Here is a 22178-nt window from a genome sequence, read left to right as displayed (position 1 = left end):
AAAAGATAAAGATTACCCTATTTTAATGGCATCTGCAAACTGTTGATTAATTTCATCCCAATTAATTCTTTAGGATGCGTTAATGAAATGTAACGCACCAGTTTCTATTAATATTTAACGATTTTAAAATGACTTTTACTTCATATTTTTCCTGTGGATATCATCGTATCTACTCAATCCCTGTACCTTTCCCTTATCCCAGCCCCTAAAAATTATTGACAAACTTCCCGTAATGTGGCTGTGAAATTAGGATAAGAAATAGCTGCGGCTTCAGCGCGATGAATGGTGGTTGTGCCGCTGGCGTTGAGGGCTGCAATCGCTAAACTCATAGCAATACGATGATCTGTATGGCTATCTACTTCCGCACCGACTAAGGGAGTACCGCCAGTAATTTCCATCCCATCGGGTAATTCGGTGATTTTTGCCCCCATTTTATTGAGTTGTTGTGCCATCACCGTAATGCGATCGCTCTCTTTGACTCTTAACTCCTCCGCATCCCGAATAATTGTTGTCCCCTCAGCAAAAGCCGCCGCAACTGCCAAAATAGGAATTTCATCAATTAATCTGGGAATAATATCACCAGCGATGGTACAGCTTTTTAAACCACCAGAACGGACGCGGATATCAGCCACAGGTTCTCCCGCGACTTCGCGCTGATTCTCTAGTTGAATATCTGCCCCCATCATTGCCAAAGCTTCTAAAATACCCGTGCGGGTAGGATTGACACCGACATTTTCGACTACCAAATCTGAACCAGGAACTATCGCCCCAGCCACTAACCAAAAAGCCGCTGAACTGATATCACCAGGGACAATTACAGTTTGTCCATAGAGTTTCGCCCCACCAGTGATAGTAACGCTGTTGGTGTCTGAATTTACAGTTAATTCTGCGCCAAAAGCTCTTAACATTCGTTCACTGTGATCCCGTGATAAAGCGGGTTCGGTGACGGTGGTTTGTCCTTCCGTATTTAAACCCGCGAGAAGAATGCAGGATTTAACTTGAGCCGAAGCAATGGGAGAATGATAATGAATCGGTTGCAGGGCTTGTCCTTGAATGGCTAGAGGTGCTAAAGTGTTGCCTTTGCGTCCCCAAATTTGCGCTCCCATTTGTTGCAGCGGTTTGACAACACGAGACATGGGACGCGATCGCAAAGAACTATCACCAGTCACTGTGAAAAATCGCCCTGGATGGGATGCTAACAAGCCCAACATCAACCTCATCGTTGTCCCAGAATTACCAGCGTCCAGGACATCTAGAGGTTCTTGGAAATTGCCCAAACCGATGCCTTTAACTTTAACTAATTCTGTATTTAATTCCGAAATTTCTGCACCTAACGCCCGAAAACAAGCCGCAGTGCTACGGGGATCTTCGCCTAAAAGCAGTCCTTGAATCTGAGTTTCACCTTCTGCGATCGCACCCAACATCAAAGCGCGATGGGAAATAGATTTATCTCCAGGGACGCGGATACGTCCCTGTAAAGACAATCCAGCAGGAGAGCGCTGAATAATTAAGTGATCAGAAGAGTTTGCTTGAGTTTCTAAAGTAATAACAACAGCCGACATTAGGATACAATGAATTTTGAATAGAATAAAAGCTAAACAGCGACTTAATTGTCACTATCAACTTCCAATTTAGTATCCTACCGCTTTTTGGTAACTATAGTATTTCTTAAGGTAGAGAACAGGTGACAGATAATACCATATTTAATTAGCAATTTGCCAACAAGTCTATTAGTTTAAACTAAACTGCTGGAGTTTTATTATTCAATTTTAACCCCTCACGCTCTCATGCTAACTCACCACCGCAAACCCGTATGTCTATCCATGATTTCCACTGACTTGCCAATTTGGTCTGTGGTTGAAACTGCCGGAACTTTGTATCAAAGAGATACAGATAAATTTCATTTAGTATTAACTGCACCACCGCTGATTAGTTGTGAAGTAGGAAGTTATTTAAATCCTGAAGATACTCTTTCCCAAACTAAAAACAATTTTTCTCCTCCTAGCAGTCCCAGGATATTATGGTTGGAAATTTCTCCCTATCGGTTAAGTATGACTATGCAAGGTAATGCCCAGGTTAGTTACCGTCATTTTTGGGAGCAAGGTGTCTATGGGATTAGTCGTTTTTGGTTGCCGAATGAATCATTACAACTCCATCAACCCATTCGTTTACGTAATTTCACCAAAAGCTTTACTATCAGCGGGCATCCTCTTCCAGAGCATTTGCGTTTAGAGTATGAACTGTGGACAGGAAAAGTCCAATTAGGGCATTATATTCTTAATTTGGAAATTCAGCATTGAAGGCAATGGACAACTGATAATTAACAATTAGTCTTAATAACTAGTACACAACAGTGTAAATCAACCAACAATTAAAAATTACTAAAAAGCTTGTATAATCTGCTTTTTTAATTTTTAATTGTTAATTTTTAATTCCGCCCTGCGGTACTAGGTTCGTTACCTGGTTTCCATTTGATATTGCAACCAATACTCGGCTTTTGTTCACTTGTTACGGGTTGATTATTTAAGACTGCGGTAATAGCTGCTCTTAAATCTTTACCTGTCACAGGTTGATTATTGCTAGGACGACTATCATCTAATTGTCCACGATAAACGAGTTTTCTTTCGTTATCAGATAAAAAGAAATCTGGTGTACAAGCTGCTGTATAAGCTTTTGCTATTTCTTGAGTTTCGTCGTAACAGAAGGTAAAACCAAACCCCAGTTCTATAGCCATTTCTTTTAACGATTCTGGGGCATCATTGGCATAATTTTGAGCATCATTGGCACTAATGGCAATAATCCCTAAATTACTGTTGCTGTAATCTTGATCTAACCTTGCTAATTCTTGTTGAATATGCTTAACAAATGGGCAATGACGACAAATAAACATGATTAGTAATGCTTTCTTGTCGGCAAAATTATCAAGAGAAATTGTTTTTCCAGATACTACTTCTGGTAGATGAAAATTTGGAGCTTTAGTGCCTAGAGGCAACATTGTCGAAGCTGTTAAAACCATAATTTATTTAATGCTTTGATCGGACTTTTTGCGAATAATAATATGATAATCCATTTTAATTTAGAAAAATGACCGACTTCAAATACGTAAATTATTCAAGAAGTTAGGTATATTATAAAATGCTTACTTATTGACTATTCCCTGTTCCCTGCTATAATTACCGATTGCTGATTGAAAAGATTTTCATAATGATAACTTGGTGTTCCTTGCAAATGAAACAGTGGGGTAGGATGACAAAGTTCCTATCTTTGTTCTGTCTTTGTCTATTATTAGTTGTTAGTTGTACTCCTAAACAACAAACAAATACGCCCTCGACTGGTGTTGTCAATACTCCTGCGGGTGATGGTCGGATTACTATTGGGACAACAGGAAAGCCGAGAACTCTTGATCCTGCTGATGCGTATGAATTATCATCCTTGGGTTTAATTTTTAATATGAGCGATCGCTTATATACTTATGAACCAGGAAGTACAGAAATTAAACCACAATTGGCCACAGCATTACCTAAAGTCAGTGCCGATGGTTTAACTTACACCATTCCTATTCGCAAAGGAGTAGTATTTCATGATGGTACTCCCTTCAATGCCAAAGCAATGGAGTTTAGTATTCAACGGTTTATTGAAAATAAAGGTAAACCATCTTTCTTGCTTTCTGATACCATAGCTTCAGTTAAAGCCACAGGAGAAGACGAGTTAACAATTAAACTGAAAAAACCCTTTGCAGCTTTTCCTTCCTTGTTAGCATTTTCTGGAGTCTGTGCAGTTTCACCAACAGCTTATGAAATTGGGGCTGGGAAATTTAAACCGAATATCTTTGTCGGGACTGGTGCTTACAAATTAGCTAACTATGGAACTGATTCCTTGAGATTTGATGTATTTGATAAATATTGGGGAACAAAACCCGAAAATAAAGGTGTGAATGTCCAAATTCAAACCAGTCCAGTTAACTTATTTAATGCCTTTAAAACTGGTGCGGTAGATGTGGCTTATCTATCTTTGCAACCAGACCAAATTCGTAGTTTAGAAGAAAGTGCAAAAAAAGGAGATTGGCAAGCAATTACCGCCCAAGGTAGTGTGGTTAGTTATATGACCTTAAATCGCAATCAGAAACCTTTAGATAAGGTAGAAGTGAGACAAGCGATGGCATCATTAATTGATCGACCATTATTAAATGCGCGGGTATTATATTCTCAAGCAGATCCTCTTTACAGCATGATTCCCACAACCTTCAATGTTTCCCAACCATTATTTAAAGATAAATATGGTGATGGTAACTTTGAACAAGCTAAAAAATCCTTAGTTGCGGCTGGTTTCTCTAAAGAAAATCCTGCCAAAGTGCAAATTTGGTATCCTGCAAGTTCACCCACTCGCAGTTTAGCTGCCCAAACCCTAAAATCTCTTGCTGATACTAAAATGGATGGGATGTTACAATTGGAAGTTAAAACTGTAGAAGGTGCTACCTTTTATAAAGAAATTTCCAAAGGTTTATATCCAGCCGCTTTACTTGATTGGTATCCAGACTTTTTAGATCCAGACAACTACGTGCAGCCATTTTTAGCTTGTGAAAAAGGTTCAGTTGCTAAAGGTTGTGAAGAAGGAGGCAGTCAAACCCAGGGTTCATTCTATTATAGTGAGGCTATGAATAAACTCATAGATCAACAACGGAAAGAACAAAATCCTGAAGCCCGGAAAAAAATATTTGCAGACATTCAAGCCCAAGTTTTAACTGATGTTCCCTACATACCTTTATGGCAAAACAAAGATTATGTATTTGCTCAAAAAGGCGTAAACAACGTCAAACTTGATCCTACTCAAAACCTGATTTATAAAACAATTAAAAAGTAGTCATTAGTGATTTCTCGTTTCCTCGTTCCCAGACTCCGGCTGGGAATGAAATTTAGAGGCTCTGCCTCTTGTTAATTATATGAGGCAGAGCCTCAAGACTGCATTCCTTGTCAGAGACAAGGAACGAGGTTTTTGTGAATTTTGAATTTTTAATTAATAAATATGTCGCGTTCAAAAGCTTTACAGTATTACATTGTTTCTCGGTTGCTATTTGCACCACTGCAACTATTAACTATTATCACCATTGTTTTTCTTTTACTCAGAGCCACACCAGGAGATCCAGCAGATGCAATTCTGGGAGGAAGAGCGCCAGAAAGTGCCAAAGAAGAATTAAGAAAACAGCTTGGTTTAGATTTACCAATTTGGTTACAATATCTGAATTATTTAGGTAATTTACTGCGCTTTGATTTAGGCACTTCCTTAACCAGTCGCGGGCAAAATGTGGGTGAAATCATTGGTCAATATTTTCCAGCCACAGTAGAATTAGCATTTGCGAGTATGGCTGTAGCCTTGATTGTTGGCGTTTTAGTCGGGACTATTTCCGCTTCTCGTCCGGGGACTGCTTTTGATATTGGCGGGCGGTTATTCGGGATTATTACCTATGCACTGCCGATGTTTTGGGCAGGTATGTTGTTACAATTAATTTTCTCAGTTCAATTAGGTTGGTTTCCCAATTCTAATCGTTTTCCTCCCAATCTTCCTGCACCTACAAATATTACTGGTTTATATACAATTGATAGTTTATTAAGTGGAAATTTCAGTCAGTTTTTCACATCTTTACATCATTTAGCTTTACCAAGTTTAACTTTGGGAATTTTGCTAAGTGGCATTTTTGAGCGCATTGTCAGAGTTAATTTAAAACAAACTTTAAAAGCTGATTATGTAGAAGCAGCTAGAGCGCGAGGAATTTCTGAAAATAAGATTTTAGTTTCCCATGCCTTAAAGAATGCCTTAATCCCAGTTATTACGGTATTGGGATTAACATTTGCTTCCTTATTAGGTGGCGCAATTTTAACAGAAGTCACATTTTCCTGGCCAGGGTTAGCAAATCGTTTATATCAAGCTATTTCTGACCGAGATTATCCCACAGTGCAAGGGGTGTTAGTATTTTTTGGGGCAATTGTCGTTAGTGCGAGTATTTTAATTGATATTCTCAATGCTTATGTAGATCCGAGAATTAGATATTAGTTATGTAGGTTGGGTTGACCCAAGGAAACCCAACATTATTAACCCTAATTATTAAAGCTTCTGTTGGGTTGCGCTGTCGCTTAACCATCGGAGAATTAGATATTAGTTATGTAGGTTGAGTTGACCCAAGGAAACCCAACATTATTAACCCTAATTATTAAAGCTGTTGTTGGGTTGCGCTGTCGCTTAACCCAACCTACTAATAATTATAATTTGGATATTATTACCTTTCCAAACTACGTGGATCAAGAGCATCTCTCAAACCATCACCTAAGACATTGAACGACAAAACTGTAATAATAATCAGAATTGCTGGTGGTAAAATTAGCCAAGGTTGTAATACTAAAATAGAAGCATTACTCGCTAAAGAAAGCATATTTCCCCAAGAAGGATCTGGTTGTTGAATCCCTAAACCAATCAGACTTAATACGGCTTCTGCACCAATAAAACTAGGAATTGTTAACGTAGCAGAAATAATGATGTAAGTTGCAGTTTGTGGTAAAACATGACGAACAATAATATAAATGGGATTACCACCCATTACCTTTGCTGCTTGCACAAATTCGAGTTCTTTGATTGATAATACTTGTCCGCGAATGATCCTCGCTAAACCTGCCCAACTAATTACGGAAGTGATGACAATAATTAATAAAAATCGCTGAGTGCTGGTTAATTTTGGACTCAAAATCCCTGATAGTGCTACTAATAAATAAATACTGGGAAATGTCATCAATACTTCCGCTAAACGCATAATAATACTATCAATTAAACCACCAAAATAGCCGGAAATACCACCAATTAGTAATGCTAAAGGATAGGTGATGATAATCCCAAAAATGCCAATAAACATACTAATTCGACCACCATGCAACAGCCGACTAAATTGGTCGCGTCCTTGTTCATCTGTTCCCAAAATATTAAATTTTGCATCACCAATCACGCCAAACAAATGCCAATTTAAGGAAATACCAGGAAGAATTGTGACTTCCTGCCATTTTGGAGGTAAGGAGATACTCAAATTGAATAATTGATATTTCGGGCCAGCAACAAATAACCTTAATGGTGAAGGCTTTGTCTGGTCTATAATTATTTTTCTTTCCCCAGTTTCTAAGTTAGTATCGCCTTGTGTTGTAGGATATACGTGGGGTCCAATAAACTGCCCTGATTGAGACACCCAATGAATCTGAGTGGGTGGGAGTAGTGAACCATTAGCTTGTGAATCATAAGGGTTATAAGGAGCGATGAAATCAGCACCAATTACTGCTAAATAGAAACATAAGAGGATAATTGCCCCAGTTCGTGCTAAAGGGTTTTTGTTGAGTCGTTGCCACCAATTCATAGTTTTTGATGTAAAAGTTAATGTTGATTAATTGTTGATAAAAGTATATATCAATAAATTAGATAAAAAACCGCAACCCCATTTTATGAATAACTTACATCACCATCGCGCACAATTTCCCGCTTTAAGTAATAAGGTTTATTTTAACTACGGAGGCCAGGGAACAATGCCCCAAGGGGCTATGGATGCTATTAGCCAATCTCAGGCACATATTCAAAATATAGGCCCTTTTGGGAGTGAGGCCTATAGTTGGATTTCACCGCAAATACAAGCTAGTCGAGAAGCCATTGCATCTACATTGAATGTGCCAAGTGACACAATTACTCTCACTGGTAATGTCACGGTAGGTTGTAACATTGCGATGTGGGGGATTGATTGGCAACCTGGGGATCATCTACTGCTTTCCGACTGTGAACACCCTGGAGTCATTGCTACAGCGCAGGAAATTGCCCGCAGATTTGCGATAGAAGTTACCACCTGTCCCTTAATGGCTACTTTAAATGAGGGAGATCCTCTCAGTATTATTGCTGAAAATCTTCGTCCCAAAACCCGCTTAGTAGTTTTAAGTCATGTTTTGTGGAATACTGGTCAAGTTTTACCTATTGATAAAATTGTCGAAGTATGCAAGAGCAATAATTCTCTGTTATTGATAGATGCGGCTCAATCAGTAGGTGTTCTTCCTTTGGATTTAACAGCGTTGGGTGTAGATTTTTATGCCTTTACTGGTCACAAATGGTTATGCGGTCCTGCGGGTGTGGGTGGTTTATATGTGCGTCCCGAAACGAGAGAAAATTTGCATCCAACTTTTATTGGCTTGAGTGGGATAATTACTAATAGTCAAGCCCAACCGACGGGTTGGCAACCAGATGGACGCAGATATGAAGTATCTACTTTACCAACTTCATTATATGTGGGTTTAAAGACAGCAATTACAATTCATGAACAGTGGGGAACAGCAGAGGAAAGATATGAGCAAATTTGCCAAAATAGTAATTATCTTTGGCAAAAGTTAACCTCTTTACCTGATGTTAAATGTTTAAAGAATTCACCTCCAGAAAGTGGATTAGTTTCTTTTCAATTAACGAATCAGCCGAGTTTTAAATTGGTGCAATCTCTAGAATCACAAAATATTTTAACCCGAACAATTGCTAATCCTAATTGCATTCGTGTGAGTGTTCATTATCTAACTTTGGCATCAGAAATTGACCAATTAATCACAGCAATATCAAGTTGGTTGGGCTGTGGAACGTGAACCTATCCCTGCGGGACACTGCGTGAACGCGGAGTAATGGCTTTGGGAAACCCAACAAAACCAATGATTTTTAATGTTGGGTTTCCTTACTTTAACCCAACCTACGCAAATTCTTTTTAATCTTTTTCTTTTGAAATCATGGAAAGACCAATTATATATATAGCAATTACCAATCACGGTTTTGGTCATGCAACCCGCACAGCTTCTATAGCTAATACCATTCAAAAATTATGCCCCGAAGCGTTATTAATTTTAGTTACTACTGCACCTCGCTGGTTGCTAGAATCTTATATAGAAGGTGATTTTATTTTGCGTCCACGGGCGTTTGATTTAGGTGTAATTCAAGCTGATAGTTTGACAATGGATAAACCAGCAACTTTGGAAAAACTGCGAGAAATTAAAAAAAATCACAAATCCTTAATTGCTTCAGAAGTTAATTTCATTCGTCAAAATCGTGTGAATTTAATTTTGGCAGATATTCCCTTTCTTGCGGCTGGATTGGCTCAAGTTACGAATATTCCCTGCTGCATGATCAGTAATTTTGGTTGGGATTTTATTTATCGAGATTGGGGAGAAGAATTTCTGGAAATTGCTGATTGGATTAGTGATTGGTATGGAAAATGTGACCGTTTATTTCGTCTCCCTTTCCATGAACCAATGTCAGCTTTTACTCATATTACCGATGTCGGTTTAACTGGTGGTTCTCCCCATTTTGCTATTGATGAATTACGCGCAAATTGGGGAATAAATACACCCCCAGAACAAACAATTTTACTAACATTTGGGGGTTTAGGTTTGCAAGAAATTCCTTATGCTAATATTAGCAAATTTCCCGACTGGCAATTTATTACTTTTGATTCTTCAGCCCCAGATTTACCTAACTTAATTAAAGTTACAAATCGTCAATATCGTCCTGTAGATTTTATGCCGATTTGTGGGAGAATTATTTCTAAACCTGGATATGGGACTTTTTCAGAAGCCACCCGTTTAGAAGTACCAGTAGTAACTATCCCCCGTGATGATTTTGCCGAAGCAGCTTTTATGTTGGCCGGAATTACTAATTACAATCATCATCAAATTCTCACAGTACCAGAATTTTTTCAAGGAGATTGGGATTTTCTTTATCAGTCACCCCAACCACCAAAGCAAACTAAAGCCATAGATAAAAATGGCAATGAAACAATAGCCAAAGCTGTGATAGATTATTTAGAGCAGAATAGATAAACTAGCCATGACACACTACCAGAAATTATTAAGAGTTTCCACAAATGGGAAATCTTTTCACAATATCACCGCTAAAATTGAAGCTATTGTTGCCGAATCTGGCATAGAAACTGGGCTTTGTAGTTTATTTTTACGTCACACTTCAGCTAGTTTAGTAATTCAAGAAAATGCTGATCCTGATGTATTAGTTGATTTAGCTAATTTCATGGCAAAAATAGTACCAGAAGGAAACTATTATGTTCATGATGCTGAAGGCCCTGATGATATGCCAGGACATATTCGCACAGTTTTAACCCACACTTCCGAACAAATTCCCATTAATCGTGGTCATTTGGTATTAGGAACATGGCAAGGAATCTATGTTTGGGAACATCGTCAACAGAAGAATATAAGAGAGTTAGTAGTTCACATTTCTGGATAGGGTAATTGGTAATTTCATAATTGGTAATTTTTTCTTCCTTCTTCCTTCTTTGTCCTGACTCGGTGACTCCTTCTATAAAGTATTTGCCTGACGTTCTAATTGTAAAGCGGCCTCTACTTCCTGGTATTCTTTGATTAATTGCGGTAATAATAAAACTGCATCTGCTGTATTACCATCACGTCCTAAATCTTCTAATTTTTTGCAAAGTTTAGAGAACTCTTTTGCTCCAAAAATAGCACTACTAGATTTAAGTGTATGCGCTTCTAATCTCAGATTTTTGGCATTATCTTCAGCAATTGCCTGACTTAAAGCTTGCAAACGTTGAGGTGAATCTTCTAAATAAGAATCAATTAATATCACAAATTCTGTAATGTTATTATCGCAAATACTTTCTTTTAATTCTTTTAAAGTTTCTGTATCTAAAAGATTATGCACATTTTTAGTTAAAGATTCAGGCATTTGATGACTAATTAAATTGGGTTTCTGACAATTACTTAAAGCTCGTGTTAAATCTTCCAATCGAATTGGTTTCGTTGTGTAGTCATTCATGCCTATTTCTAAACATTTTTCTCGATCTCCTTGCATTGCATTAGCAGTCATGGCAATAATCCAAGGACGAGAAGATAATGGCCATTCCTCGCATATTTTCTGAGTCGCAGTTAATCCATCCATTTCTGGCATTTGGATATCCATAAGGACGACATCATAATGTTGTCTTCGCAAAGCTATTAATACTTCTAAACCATTAGCTGCTACATCAGGACGATAGCCAAGACGTTGTAAAATATTCACAGCTACTTTCTGATTAACTACATTATCTTCTGCCAAAAGAATTTTTAATGGTAATTGCTCTGCGAGGTGAGAATTAAATTGTGATGATGTTGATGATAAATTATGCTCTTTAGGAATCATGTCATTACTAAAAATTTTAATTAAGATATTAGCAAGATAGGATTTTTTAATAGGCTTATTGAGATAGGCTGCAAAGTTAATATTTCCAACTTTGGACTTATCATCTATCTGATTAGTCCCAATTGAAGTTAACATAATTAAAGGCAACAGATGACAATTAGGAAGTTTACGAATTTCCTTTCCTAGAGTTAAACCATCCATTTCTGGCATTTCCATATCTAAAATTTCCATATCTAAAATAGCAAGATCAAATTTTTGGTGTTGTAAATAAGCCAGAGCTTCTCTTGCTGATGGTGCAACAGTTGGAATCATACCAAAAGACTGAATTTGTAACATTAAAGATTGGCGATTTGTAACATTATCATCAACAATTAATAAGCGTTTATTAGCTAACAATTGTCGTTGATTTTCATCATGGATAAGCTCCGATTTACTCACATAAGGGGTAAAGATACTAAAGGAAAAACTAGATCCTTCACCAATTTTACTTTCAACTGTAATTTGCCCACCCATCATTTCTACTAGTCTTTGACTAATTACCAAACCTAAGCCTGTACCACCATACTGACGAGTGGTAGAAGCGTCAACTTGACTAAATGGCTTAAATAGTCTACCCATTCTATCTTCAGGAATGCCTATGCCAGTATCTTTAACAGTAAATATAATTTCATGCAGTTCAGAATTTGATTGATCTTTTAATTTGCTAGTTAATGAAAGTACCACTTCACCAGATTTAGTAAATTTAATTGCATTACTCAGTAAATTAACTAAAATTTGCCGAAGTCTGGCAACATCACCACTAATTAATTCATAGGTTTCTGCATCCATTATATAAGCAAGTTCTAAGTTTTTTTCACTAGCTTTAGGAGCAACCAAATCCAAAGATTCTTCAATACAACTTCTTAAATTAAAAGTTTGTTCTTCTATGTCTAACTTACCAGACTCAATTTTAGAGAAGTCTAAAATATCATTAATCAGTGTTAACATGGCATCACCACTATTACGAACAATTTCTACAAACTCTTGTTGTTGTGATGTTAATTGGGTATCAAGTAATAGTCCTGTCATGCCAATTACTGCATTCATGGGAGTGCGAATTTCGTGACTCATGGTTGCTAAAAATTGGCTTTTACTCTGGTTAGCAATTTCCGCTTCTTCTTTCGCAAACTTGAGTTCTTCTTCGGCTATTTTTTTATCTGTAATATCTGTAATTATGCCTACCAAACGATAGGGTTTACCTTGTTCATCACAAATACATTTTCCTTTTGCTGCTATCCAAATATAATTACCATTGCAATGTTTAATCCGATGATTATTTTGGTAAACATCTGTTTTGCCTTCTAGATGATTATTGATATCGGAGAGTGCTATTTCTAGTTCATCTGGATGCACATTATCTGCCCATGTTGAGAAAAGCTGAGGTAGTGGTTCATTTTCATAACCAATAATTCTCATCCAAGTGGGTGAATAATAAATTTGATTAGTTATTATATTCCAGTCCCAAATACCATCATTTGTTCCAGAAATTGCTAATTCATAGCGTTCCTCTCTATCCCTTAATATAGCTTCTACTTTTTGTCTGTTAATAATTTCTGATTCCAGTTCTTGGTTAGTAATTAATAATTGTTGAGTCCGGTTTTCTACCCGTTCTTCAAGAGTATTTTTAGCACTTTTTATTTCTTGAAACATCTCATTTAGTGCCAAGATCATTGATTTAAAATTTCCAGTTAGATAGTCTATCTCCGCAATGATACTATTATCAATAATAATCTCTTCTTCTGCCATAATCTTCTGAGGTAAATCAGTAGTAACTTGAGTTAGCTTCAACACAGGTTGTACTAATTTGTTACTAAGCAATATAGCAGTTATTAAAGCCATGATGGCAGTAAATAACATAATTCCTAGATTTTGGATGTATATTTTGCGAATATAATCTATTTGAGGCTTTGTGGGTATTTGGATAACTAGTTTGAGGGCAACAGTATTATTTAAAGCAATAGTTTGTGCATAAAAAGATTTTTCCCATTTTACTATAGCTGGTATATTAGGTGAGTCTGAGAGCAAATGAACAACATTATTATTAATTTTGCGGCTGACTTTATGATTATAAAGTGTAAATTTTTCTAGTAATTTTATATTTTCTAAATTAGTGGCAATTACGCGGTCATTTTCATCTATAATAGTCAGATAAAAAGGTTGATCTATTTTTGTATTTTTAACTAGTTCGCTTAATTCTTCTATATTAATTTCGCCAAAGATAGCACCCAAAAATTGATTGTTTTTAACTATTGCTATACCTAAATTAAGAACTTCATTATTTCCAGATATATTTACTATATTAGTAATAATAGAAGATTGATATGTTTTTAATTTCTCAAAATCAAGTCTTTGACTAATATTTATATATGATTGTAGTTTATTTGGAGATGCCGCCATAATTTCTCCTTCATTATTAACAATATAAATTTTATTAAATCGTGGAAACAATTTTTGAATATTATCTAAATTTTCTTGGGATTTAATAACTAATTTTTTATCCGCTAAGTCTGAATTATTAACAATTTTGTTTAAGATATTTATATTACTATCGTACCAAGATTCAATATTATCTTTAAACGCTAATGATAGAAAATTTATATCTTTAACTACTGCTTTCTCAATACTTTCACTAGAACTTATGGCATTGTGCATATTAATTGCCATAACTGGAAAAAATACAAAAGCAATCAATATATTAAAAAGCGATTGTTCCCAAGAAATTTTATGCTTGTTTTTATTACCTTTTAACCATCTTTCTATCGGTAAATAATTAATTAATAAGCTACAAATCATGGCATTAAATAAGGCATTTACAGATTGTTTAAGAAGAATTAATAATGTTCCTATTAAACTTACTTTTATGACTCCACCATAAAATATAGCAACCAGAGGTATACCTAATGTCAGCCAATAAATTCCATCTAGTAAAAGTAAATTCTGGGTCTTTTTCCGGATAAATAATCCTATAAATATTGCTTCACAAGTGAAAATAATCATTGCATAAGGATGTCCCCATAATACGTATGTATGAGTGCTACTGATGATGGAAGCTATTGTTCCCCAAAAAGTTCCATAAATAGCTACTACAATTAAAACGGCTATACTACCAAATAAAAAATCAACTCCAAAAAAGAGTGTCAGTTTAAAGTAGTTACCAAGATAGCCAGCAATGATTAACAATGCAAGTAATAAAATTTGTTTTGGCTTGAGAGCTACTTCTGGTAACTTTAATAAATTAGTAAAAAATCGCATATTATTTGATTCCTATTGAATAAAAAGTTTTATTTAAGATTGGTATTGACTTAATAAATTGAACTAAATCCATGAAAAATAGCATGATAAATTTATTCAATTACAGCAGATCCAAAACGATAACCTTTACCATAAACAGTGTGAATCATTGGCGTTTCACCTCCTACTTCCACCTTACGACGCAACAGACGAATTAAAGCCGCAATAACATTACTATTAGGTTGTTCCTCATTGTGCCATAGATGCTGCAAAATTTGAGCATGAGTCAGTAATTGTCCGGTATTTTCCATGAAGTATTGTAACAACTGACTTTCTTTTTGAGACAGTTCAATAATTCTCCCATGACGATAAGCTATTTGATTTTCTAGATCAAGTTCCAAATCAGCTACAACTAACTTTCCTGTGGTACTAGGATAGGATTCTGTACCAGCACGACGCAACAAAGCCCGGACTCTTGCCAGTAATTCCCGCAATTCAAAAGGTTTGACTAAATAATCATCAGCACCAGCGTCTAAGCCTTGTACTCGGTCATCGAGGGTATCTTTTGCTGTCAGAAATAGTACAGGAGTTGTTTTACCTTGACGGCGTAATTCCTGACAAATCTCTAACCCCGTTTTTCCCGGTAACATCCAATCTAAAATTAGTAAATCATAACTGCCTATTTCTGCCAAATTGCTGCCACTTGTTCCATCATAAGTAGCATCAACATTGTAACCTTCACGGGTTAATAGACGACTCAAAGGGTCCGTTAGTTCGACTTCATCATCAACTAATAAAATTTTCATTTTGTTCCTAATGGGCAATATAGATATATTCTCAATATAGTGAACTATAAACACATTAAGGACACTAAAAAAAACAATGTTGACTGTTGCAATACCAAAAGGTGAACTACTTAAACCTAGTCTCCGCGTCTTACAATCTGTAGGATTAGATTTTAGTGCTTTTTTGGAATCGGGAAACCGCCAATTACAAATTCCTGATGCCAGTGGACAAGCGAAAGCACTGTTAGTTCGAGCGCAAGATGTGCCTGTTTATGTAGAATATGGTCAGGCACAATTGGGAATTGTGGGTTACGATGTCCTCAGAGAAAAACAGCCTCAAGTTGCCCAATTAGTGGATTTAAAATTTGGATATTGTCGGATGTCTGTAGCTGTAAAAGCGACTAGTTCCTACAAATCCCCGTTAGATTTACCAGCCCATGGTCGAGTTGCTTCTAAATATGTAAATTGTGCGCGAGAGTATTTTCAAGGTTTGGATTTACCGATAGAAATTGTCCCTTTGTATGGTTCTGTGGAATTAGGCCCAATTACGGGAATGTCCGAAGCAATTGTTGATATAGTTTCCACAGGAAAGACTTTAAAAGAAAATGGTTTAATTGAGATTGCCACTTTGTATGAAAGTACAGCCCGGTTAATTGTCCATCCTTTAAGTTATCGGTTAAATACAGGTAATTTACATCAATTAATTGAACAAATGCGGAATAATATTTTAGCAACAGTTTAATTAAATCAAATAAAGAGTCAAATCCCCTACTTCTCTAAGAAGTCGGGGATCTTAAATTTAGGATTTTTTGACCTTACTTAGAGAACTAAGTTGATCTAGAATTGCCAGAACTTCTTGTTCAAAGGCAACTTGAGCGCGGTTAGTTTTTCCCCCAATATATAAAGTTTCACCTTTTTGTAAAGCCCAAATTTGGGAATGGGAAAAATAACTCATCACTACACCCAGCATGAGTAAACCAAATCCTGTATAAACAATGGGAATACCAGGATCAAATTTGATTTGTAACCCAGTGCTACCAATAACATCAAGAATTTGCAAATTTACCCCATTCACAGGTATAGACATTCCGGCACGAACGGTATTGATTAATTTACCTTTAGCATCGTAAATTAATACCATGCCTTGCAAATCTTTGGCTAATAAGGAAACACCTTCGCTTAAATCTGGTTTTGTTGGTATCCAAGTTCCCCAAAGTCTACCCTTACCTTTGGTGTCTAATTGTGCCATTGGTAATTGGAAAATTGGACTTTTATTTAATTTAACTCGAACGCTGGAAATTCCCCAATCTGTTTGATAGAAAACCACACCATGATAACGCAGTGGTTTGTTAACATAAATCTTTTCATGATTAACTTCTTTGCCATCATTATTCAACACAGACATATCTGAATAAAACTGGTCAATTCCTCCAGTTGGTGTGTAATCAATCCAAAAACGATTGACACGCACTGACCAATCTTTCAACACATCCTGAGATGACCAAGCACCAGCATCAACAATATTTTTTACCTGGAATGTATCGCCACTAGAAATCATTTCTTGAGCCATAAATCCCGTCATTGCTCCCCAAATTCCCCCCAGCAAAATAGCGACAATACCAATGTGGACAATGATGGGTCCCAATTTACCAATTATACCTTTACGCGCATAAAGAATATCATCTTTTTCTTGGAAAATTCTATAACTTTTTTGCTGCAAAATCGGCGTAACTGATAGCAAAGAAACGCCCTCTAATTCAGCACTCAAAGCTAATTTATTAAAGTTGCGGGTTTCTTCGTAATATTTCCACTTTTGAGCAGCTTTGAGGGCTGGTAATTGACGGGTAAAGGTACAAGCTGTTAAACTAGTTCCAAAGAGAACTAATAAACTCAAAAACCACCAAGTTCGATATACATGATCTAACCCAACTACTTGAATGACTTTCCAACTCAGGAAACCAAATAAAGCGGGATGTTCTGGATAGTTAGATTGGTAAAATGCAGGTAATTGTCCCTGTTCAATTACCGTACCACTTACACTAAATACAGCAATTACTAATAAGAGGATAATTGCCAAACGTAAATCAGTTAATACAGGTAAAATTTCCCGGCGAATAAACCGACCAGGTATTAACCACCAACTTAATTCTGTAGATGTTGTATTGTCTAAAGTCATTGCTTAGAAACTGCCAATATGAATGCGAGAAAGTAAGGAGAAAACGCCAAAGCCTACTAATAATGTACCGCTAATAGGATTGATCCAACCAGACCAACGGCGCAATTCTAATAGTTTTTTAATGGCAGCAGTAAACGTACCTGCTAAAATTAATGGAGTTACATATCCGGCTGTATAAGCAAGTAGTAAAACAGCACCTAAAACTAAATCTTGAGTATTAGCGACCCAACCTAATAAACTGGCTAAAACTGGTGTGCTACAAGGGGAAGCAACCAACCCAAATGTTAACCCGATAGAGTAGGAACGCACTGCGGGGGGTAAATCTTGAGAAATCCAATTTGTTTCATTCAAAGAAGGGAATTGTATGGGTAATGCTTCTAATAAATTCAGTCCCATAATAATAGCGATAATGCTAACAATAATTGGTAAACCAATGCCTATTTGTCCATAGACTTTACCAACTAAACCTGCTACGATGCCCATTCCTGCTAGTGTAGTTGCTAATCCCAAGGCAAACCAAGTTGATTGGGCTGCTGCTTGTAAGCGAGTTTTAGCTTCATAACCGCCAATATACCCAATGGTAATGGGCAGCATAGACAGCATACAGGGGGTGAGGCTGGTCAGCAACCCAGCCGCAAAAATAATGGCAATACTGACGAAACTCAGGTGGGTGAGTTGCTCAGTAACAAGGGTGTTAGCAAATTGCTCAAGTTGATAAATTCCGGTTTCTAGAGTTTCTAGCATGAGTATATTTACGTGATAAATGCTTACTCTGCTTGAATTTTAACGTATTTTGGGTGATGAGGTGACAGAAGTAAGTACCATAGTGCAAATCATACTCCCGGATTTTTGGAAAAAGTTGCTGAATTTCTAGTAAAGATTGCCAACAATTAGGCTAATTATCCTGAAGGTTGTTTTAGTATCACGTCATCATCAAACACACCTTTAACATCGAAAATACTCATTGAAAAGGAATCTACCATCATGACTCAGAAAACCAACAAAGTTTTACAACAATCTGGAGTTATCCCCTATCGGATAAACGACGGAAAAGTTGAAGTTTTATTGATTACCACTCGTAAACGTCAAGGTTGGGTAATTCCTAAAGGGGGACTTTGTAAAGGTATGAGTCCCCATGATTCCGCAGCTAAGGAAGCATGGGAAGAAGCAGGAGTTATCGGTAGAGTCACAACTGAAGAATTGGGTAATTATAAATATCGAAAACGGGGGAATACTTATCAAGTCAATTTATTTTTATTACCCGTAGAAACAATATTAGAAGATTGGCCAGAAGCTGCCGCAAGGGAAAGAAAATGGTTAGAGGTTAACCAAGCGGCGGAATTAGTTAGAGAAACTTCACTAAAAAGAATTATTCAGACTTCATCAAGTATGATATCTGGAGAAATTTCTATACTTTTTAGTTAAGGCTAATTAAATTATCTCAAAGGTTAAATTATGACTTTTAAGAAAATTATGGGTGAAATGATCTACCACATTTGTATCACTCAATTCTAGATTATAAAAATCTACAAAATCATGATCAAAATATGGTCCTGCGTGCCAAGTTCCCAGATTTAATTTAATAAAACAATTTCCCGGAATTTTAAAAACAGCAAGTTCTGATAATACAGGTTCATTAATATCATTATTAGCTGAACAAACTGCCATTAACCAGTCTTTACCATCTACAGAACCTAAACACTGGGTGCATTTGACATGACGAGTAATTTGGTGAAATTTCCGTCCTTTTTCCTGCAACCGCATAATATAAAAACGGGGAATACCATTTTCTAAATTTAACTGTGCATCTTCTTGATCAAAATTCTTCCCGTCTTCACTTGCATATATTACTTGTCCATAGGGTTGAAAATTTTCCGGTGTAATCAATTGAGACGGCAACTTTTGTATTGTTGGTAATTTACTCATGACATACAATCTAATAACGCTTGTTTAAATTCGGCTGCTGTTTGAAAATGAATTTGTGGTTTTTCCCTTAAAGCTAAATCTATCACCTCTGCTAACTTTTTAGGAATACTATCATGACGCTTACGAATAGGAACAGGATTATGTTGCAAAACCGATAACCAAGGATCACCAGTAAAATCACGGGGGAAATATCCCGTCAACATATTATATAAACAAGCCGCTGTTGCCCATATATCAATTTCTGGTAATTCGTGTTGGAAATCTAGCACCTGTTGCCGAGGCATAAATGCAGGTGTTCCCATCTTTGTACCTGTTAAAGTTTGTCCACTTAACCCGGCCAAATCAAATGCTTTAGATAAACCATAATCTCCTATTTTTACATCTATTTTATCATTAATGTTATTGATAAAAATGTTATTTGGTTTTAAATCTCGGTGAACTAAACCCTTGCTTTTAGTCAAGCTTCCAGTAGCTAATTTAGTACCAGGAATTTCAACTTCATGGGCATATATTAAACCGTCAAGAACTTGCAGAGTTATATTTACAGCAATATCAACTGGTAAACGCCATCCTGATTTTTGCATTAAGTCCCAAACATTACCTCCTGGCAAATATTCCATTGTTAAAAAGAAGGTATTTTCTACAAAGCCATAATCTAACAATTGGACAATATTAGGATGTTGCAACATTTTAATATTGCCTGTTTCCAAAAGAAACATTTCTATGCCCTGTTTTTGATTACTAACCGCAGGTAGCATAACCTTAAGGGCAATCAATTGTTTGGTTTGAATATGCTTGGCTAAAAATACTTCTCCAAATGCACCTTTACCTAATGTTTTAATTAAATTATAGCCAGATATGCCCTGAGCAATGGTATTATCACCTTGAGCTAAATCTAGGATTTTTTTAACAATGGTGACAAAATTGGGTTTAGCATTTTCTTCTTGCACAGGTGACTCTGGTGTTTTATTTAATTGTGATTTTACTTCCACAGTAATTTTGAACAGAATATCACCTAATTGAATTTCATCACCATCTTGTAAATTATATTCGGGAAAGTTTAATTTTATAGCTTCTTTTGCAGGTTGTTCCCGTTGTCTTTGTCCAATCTTTTTACCGTTGACAAAAGTACCATTTAGACTTCCTAGGTCTCGCACCCGAATATCTGGGGGATTAATATCCAGTAAGCAGTGATAACGGGAAATTGTCATATCAACATTATGCGCTATTTGCAAATTACAATCATCGTTTCTGCCAATGATAAAAGTGCTGCGAGATTCAAAAATATATTGTTGTCCAGACAGTTTACCCTGTGTGATTGTGAGTGTAATTGTAGATGACATTTTTAATAATTAATAATTCAAAGTTTAAGTAGGTTGGTGTTAAAAATTGTTGGGATGAGAAGGCAAAAGGCAAAAGGAAAGAGTTTTTGGGCAATTTTACTTTTCTTTACACATTGTGGTTATCTAACGTCCACCTAATTAACTAGTGCTTATGCAAAGTTAATTTCTGTAGCATAACAGATTCCTGGTTGCTTAGAGAAGTAATAAATATTTGTTTTGCGGTAAATAGGGGTTTTAAATATGAATTTAATCAAAATACTGCCATATCATTTCTGTATTAATCATAGGCTACTCTCAAAAGTATGAAGAATATTCTCAATTATTTGACTATTGTGGTCTTTTCTGTAACTGATTATTGATATATAGCAATCCAATTTAATTTACAATAACTTGCTTGGTAAAGTTATAATTAATACTAGCGGAAGTAAACAGAAAGAAAAGAAAAAAGTTAGGTAGCTAAAAAAGGAAGAAGAAAAATTTATTCTTCTCCCTAATTTGCAATGAGCAAAATTTAGATTTTACCGATACTATGCAGTCCTAAAATAATACCTGCTCCTAAAATATGCCCAAAGGAAGCAGTTGCTAGTACCGCTGGTAAACCAAAACCACCAAAAAATTGAGGTGCTGGTAATTCTGGTTGAGATTGAGGATACTGAATAGTAAATTTGCCAACAACAATAGCAAAGATATTAGCAACAATCATAATTATACCAATATTAGGACTCCATTCTAGTGTTGTTGTCGCTGTAGCAAGTAAGATTGAAGTTAACATCTAATTTTACTCCTGATATTTTTTGGATGCTTGAGAATATCATCTAAATATTGACCAATAAAAATCTATATCATTGCTTACTTTGTAGCAAATTTTAATAGTTATTTTTAATTCACAATCGAAACAATTACTGTACTGAATAGAAATTTTTGATGTTTTTTGTCATACTGGTAGTATCCGAAGGGGCTAGTAATTGCTAAAATAAGAGTAATTATTTTCTGAATTAATCATGTCCTCAACTCTTGATTCCTTACCACCCGCACTCAATAAAATTGTCCAACGCTTTCAACGGGCTACAGAACCGAAAAGACGCTATGAGCAGTTAATATGGTATGCTCAAAAGTTACAAGAGTTTCCTGAACCTAGTAAACTCCCAGAAAATAAAGTTCCCGGTTGTGTTTCTCAGGTTTATGTTACAGCATCTTTAGAAGATGGTAAAGTGATATTTGAGGGTGATTCTGATTCCCAATTAACTAAGGGATTATTAGCATTATTGATAGAAGGATTAAATGGATCAACACCTACAGAAATAGTCCAACTTACTCCTGATTTTATTCAAGAAACTGGCTTAAATGTGAGCTTGACACCTTCCCGTGCTAATGGATTTTACAACATTTTTAAAACTATGCAAAAAAAAGCTTGGGAATGTAAGTTAGAGAATTAAGAAATTAGGGATTGGGGAAAGGGGAAAGGGTAAATTTTTTCTAATT

Annotated in this window: 19 protein-coding genes; 9 read left to right on the top strand and 10 right to left on the bottom strand. The window is 36.1% G+C overall.

Annotated elements, in window-relative coordinates; all coding sequences use genetic code 11:
* Positions 1 to 212: 212 nt before the first annotated feature.
* Positions 213 to 1562: a 3-phosphoshikimate 1-carboxyvinyltransferase gene (gene aroA, locus FJR11_RS01835; protein ID WP_168502022.1), complete on the bottom strand. Its 1350-nt coding sequence runs from the start codon at positions 1560 to 1562 to the stop codon at positions 213 to 215.
* A 225-nt stretch (positions 1563 to 1787) separates the two neighbouring features.
* Between aroA and FJR11_RS01830 the strand changes: the two genes are divergently transcribed.
* Positions 1788 to 2300 (top strand): hypothetical protein, encoded by a 513-nt coding sequence (locus FJR11_RS01830; protein ID WP_168502021.1) that lies wholly within the window; start codon positions 1788 to 1790, stop codon positions 2298 to 2300.
* Between the two features lie 128 nt (positions 2301 to 2428).
* On the opposite strand, the gene FJR11_RS01825 is transcribed toward FJR11_RS01830, so the two are convergent.
* Positions 2429 to 3016, bottom strand: coding sequence for a thioredoxin family protein (locus FJR11_RS01825; protein WP_168502020.1), 588 nt, complete (start codon positions 3014 to 3016; stop codon positions 2429 to 2431).
* Positions 3017 to 3228: 212 nt separating this feature from the next.
* Between FJR11_RS01825 and FJR11_RS01820 the strand changes: the two genes are divergently transcribed.
* Together FJR11_RS01820 and FJR11_RS01815 are read left to right on the top strand one after the other, a co-directional pair.
* Positions 3229 to 4860, top strand: a complete 1632-nt coding sequence (locus FJR11_RS01820; protein ID WP_168502019.1) for an ABC transporter substrate-binding protein — start codon at positions 3229 to 3231, stop codon at positions 4858 to 4860.
* Between the two features lie 162 nt (positions 4861 to 5022).
* Positions 5023 to 6048 (top strand): ABC transporter permease, encoded by a 1026-nt coding sequence (locus tag FJR11_RS01815; RefSeq protein ID WP_168502018.1) that lies wholly within the window; start codon positions 5023 to 5025, stop codon positions 6046 to 6048.
* A gap of 223 nt (positions 6049 to 6271) precedes the next feature.
* On the opposite strand, the gene FJR11_RS01810 is transcribed toward FJR11_RS01815, so the two are convergent.
* The gene (locus FJR11_RS01810) at positions 6272 to 7387 is read right to left on the bottom strand and encodes an ABC transporter permease (protein WP_168502017.1); all 1116 of its coding nucleotides are present in this window, start codon (positions 7385 to 7387) and stop codon (positions 6272 to 6274) included.
* An 85-nt stretch (positions 7388 to 7472) separates the two neighbouring features.
* Here FJR11_RS01810 and FJR11_RS01805 point away from each other — a divergent pair, with 85 nt between their 5' ends.
* The 3 genes from FJR11_RS01805 to FJR11_RS01795 all read left to right on the top strand — a co-directional run bounded on the left by FJR11_RS01805 (position 7473) and on the right by FJR11_RS01795 (position 10284).
* Positions 7473 to 8639 (top strand): aminotransferase class V-fold PLP-dependent enzyme, encoded by a 1167-nt coding sequence (locus FJR11_RS01805; RefSeq protein WP_168502016.1) that lies wholly within the window; start codon positions 7473 to 7475, stop codon positions 8637 to 8639.
* Between the two features lie 138 nt (positions 8640 to 8777).
* Positions 8778 to 9863: a glycosyl transferase gene (locus FJR11_RS01800; RefSeq protein WP_168502015.1), complete on the top strand. Its 1086-nt coding sequence runs from the start codon at positions 8778 to 8780 to the stop codon at positions 9861 to 9863.
* 7 nt (positions 9864 to 9870) lie between these two features.
* A complete protein-coding gene (locus FJR11_RS01795; RefSeq protein WP_168502014.1) occupies positions 9871 to 10284 on the top strand; it encodes a secondary thiamine-phosphate synthase enzyme YjbQ in 414 nt (137 codons plus the stop codon).
* 72 nt (positions 10285 to 10356) lie between these two features.
* On the opposite strand, the gene FJR11_RS01790 is transcribed toward FJR11_RS01795, so the two are convergent.
* Positions 10357 to 14487, bottom strand: coding sequence for a response regulator (locus tag FJR11_RS01790; protein ID WP_168502013.1), 4131 nt, complete (start codon positions 14485 to 14487; stop codon positions 10357 to 10359).
* Between the two features lie 92 nt (positions 14488 to 14579).
* The gene (gene rppA / locus FJR11_RS01785; protein WP_168502012.1) at positions 14580 to 15272 is read right to left on the bottom strand and encodes a two-component system response regulator RppA; all 693 of its coding nucleotides are present in this window, start codon (positions 15270 to 15272) and stop codon (positions 14580 to 14582) included.
* 76 nt (positions 15273 to 15348) lie between these two features.
* Between rppA and hisG the strand changes: the two genes are divergently transcribed.
* On the top strand, positions 15349 to 15993 hold the full coding sequence (gene hisG, locus FJR11_RS01780) for an ATP phosphoribosyltransferase (RefSeq protein WP_168502011.1): 645 nt from the start codon (positions 15349 to 15351) through the stop codon (positions 15991 to 15993).
* Between the two features lie 57 nt (positions 15994 to 16050).
* Here hisG and FJR11_RS01775 read toward each other — a convergent pair whose 3' ends face one another.
* On the bottom strand, positions 16051 to 17427 hold the full coding sequence (locus tag FJR11_RS01775) for a cytochrome c biogenesis protein (protein ID WP_168502010.1): 1377 nt from the start codon (positions 17425 to 17427) through the stop codon (positions 16051 to 16053).
* 3 nt (positions 17428 to 17430) lie between these two features.
* The gene (locus tag FJR11_RS01770) at positions 17431 to 18171 is read right to left on the bottom strand and encodes a cytochrome c biogenesis protein CcdA (RefSeq protein ID WP_168502009.1); all 741 of its coding nucleotides are present in this window, start codon (positions 18169 to 18171) and stop codon (positions 17431 to 17433) included.
* 240 nt (positions 18172 to 18411) lie between these two features.
* On the opposite strand from FJR11_RS01770, the gene FJR11_RS01765 reads away from it, so the two are divergent.
* Entirely contained in the window at positions 18412 to 18852 is a 441-nt protein-coding gene (locus FJR11_RS01765; RefSeq protein WP_168502008.1) for an NUDIX hydrolase, read from the top strand.
* A gap of 6 nt (positions 18853 to 18858) precedes the next feature.
* Here FJR11_RS01765 and FJR11_RS01760 read toward each other — a convergent pair whose 3' ends face one another.
* The 3 genes from FJR11_RS01760 to psaK all read right to left on the bottom strand — a co-directional run bounded on the left by FJR11_RS01760 (position 18859) and on the right by psaK (position 21468).
* Positions 18859 to 19353, bottom strand: a complete 495-nt coding sequence (locus FJR11_RS01760; protein WP_168502007.1) for an ureidoglycolate lyase — start codon at positions 19351 to 19353, stop codon at positions 18859 to 18861.
* Positions 19350 to 20696: a protein kinase gene (locus FJR11_RS01755; protein ID WP_168502006.1), complete on the bottom strand. Its 1347-nt coding sequence runs from the start codon at positions 20694 to 20696 to the stop codon at positions 19350 to 19352. The genes FJR11_RS01760 and FJR11_RS01755 overlap by 4 nt, the downstream gene beginning before the upstream one ends.
* A gap of 511 nt (positions 20697 to 21207) precedes the next feature.
* Complete coding sequence (psaK, locus tag FJR11_RS01750; protein WP_168502005.1) at positions 21208 to 21468, bottom strand: photosystem I reaction center subunit PsaK; 261 nt, start codon at positions 21466 to 21468, stop codon at positions 21208 to 21210.
* 229 nt (positions 21469 to 21697) lie between these two features.
* Between psaK and FJR11_RS01745 the strand changes: the two genes are divergently transcribed.
* On the top strand, positions 21698 to 22132 hold the full coding sequence (locus FJR11_RS01745) for a SufE family protein (protein ID WP_168502004.1): 435 nt from the start codon (positions 21698 to 21700) through the stop codon (positions 22130 to 22132).
* The last annotated feature ends 46 nt before the right edge of the window (positions 22133 to 22178 follow it).

Source organism: Anabaena sp. UHCC 0187, assembly GCF_009712035.1.
In the GTDB taxonomy this organism is placed as follows: Bacteria; Cyanobacteriota; Cyanobacteriia; order Cyanobacteriales; family Nostocaceae; genus Dolichospermum.
Note: the sequence above shows the minus strand (reverse complement) of the source record. Positions and strands in the feature narration are given on the sequence as shown.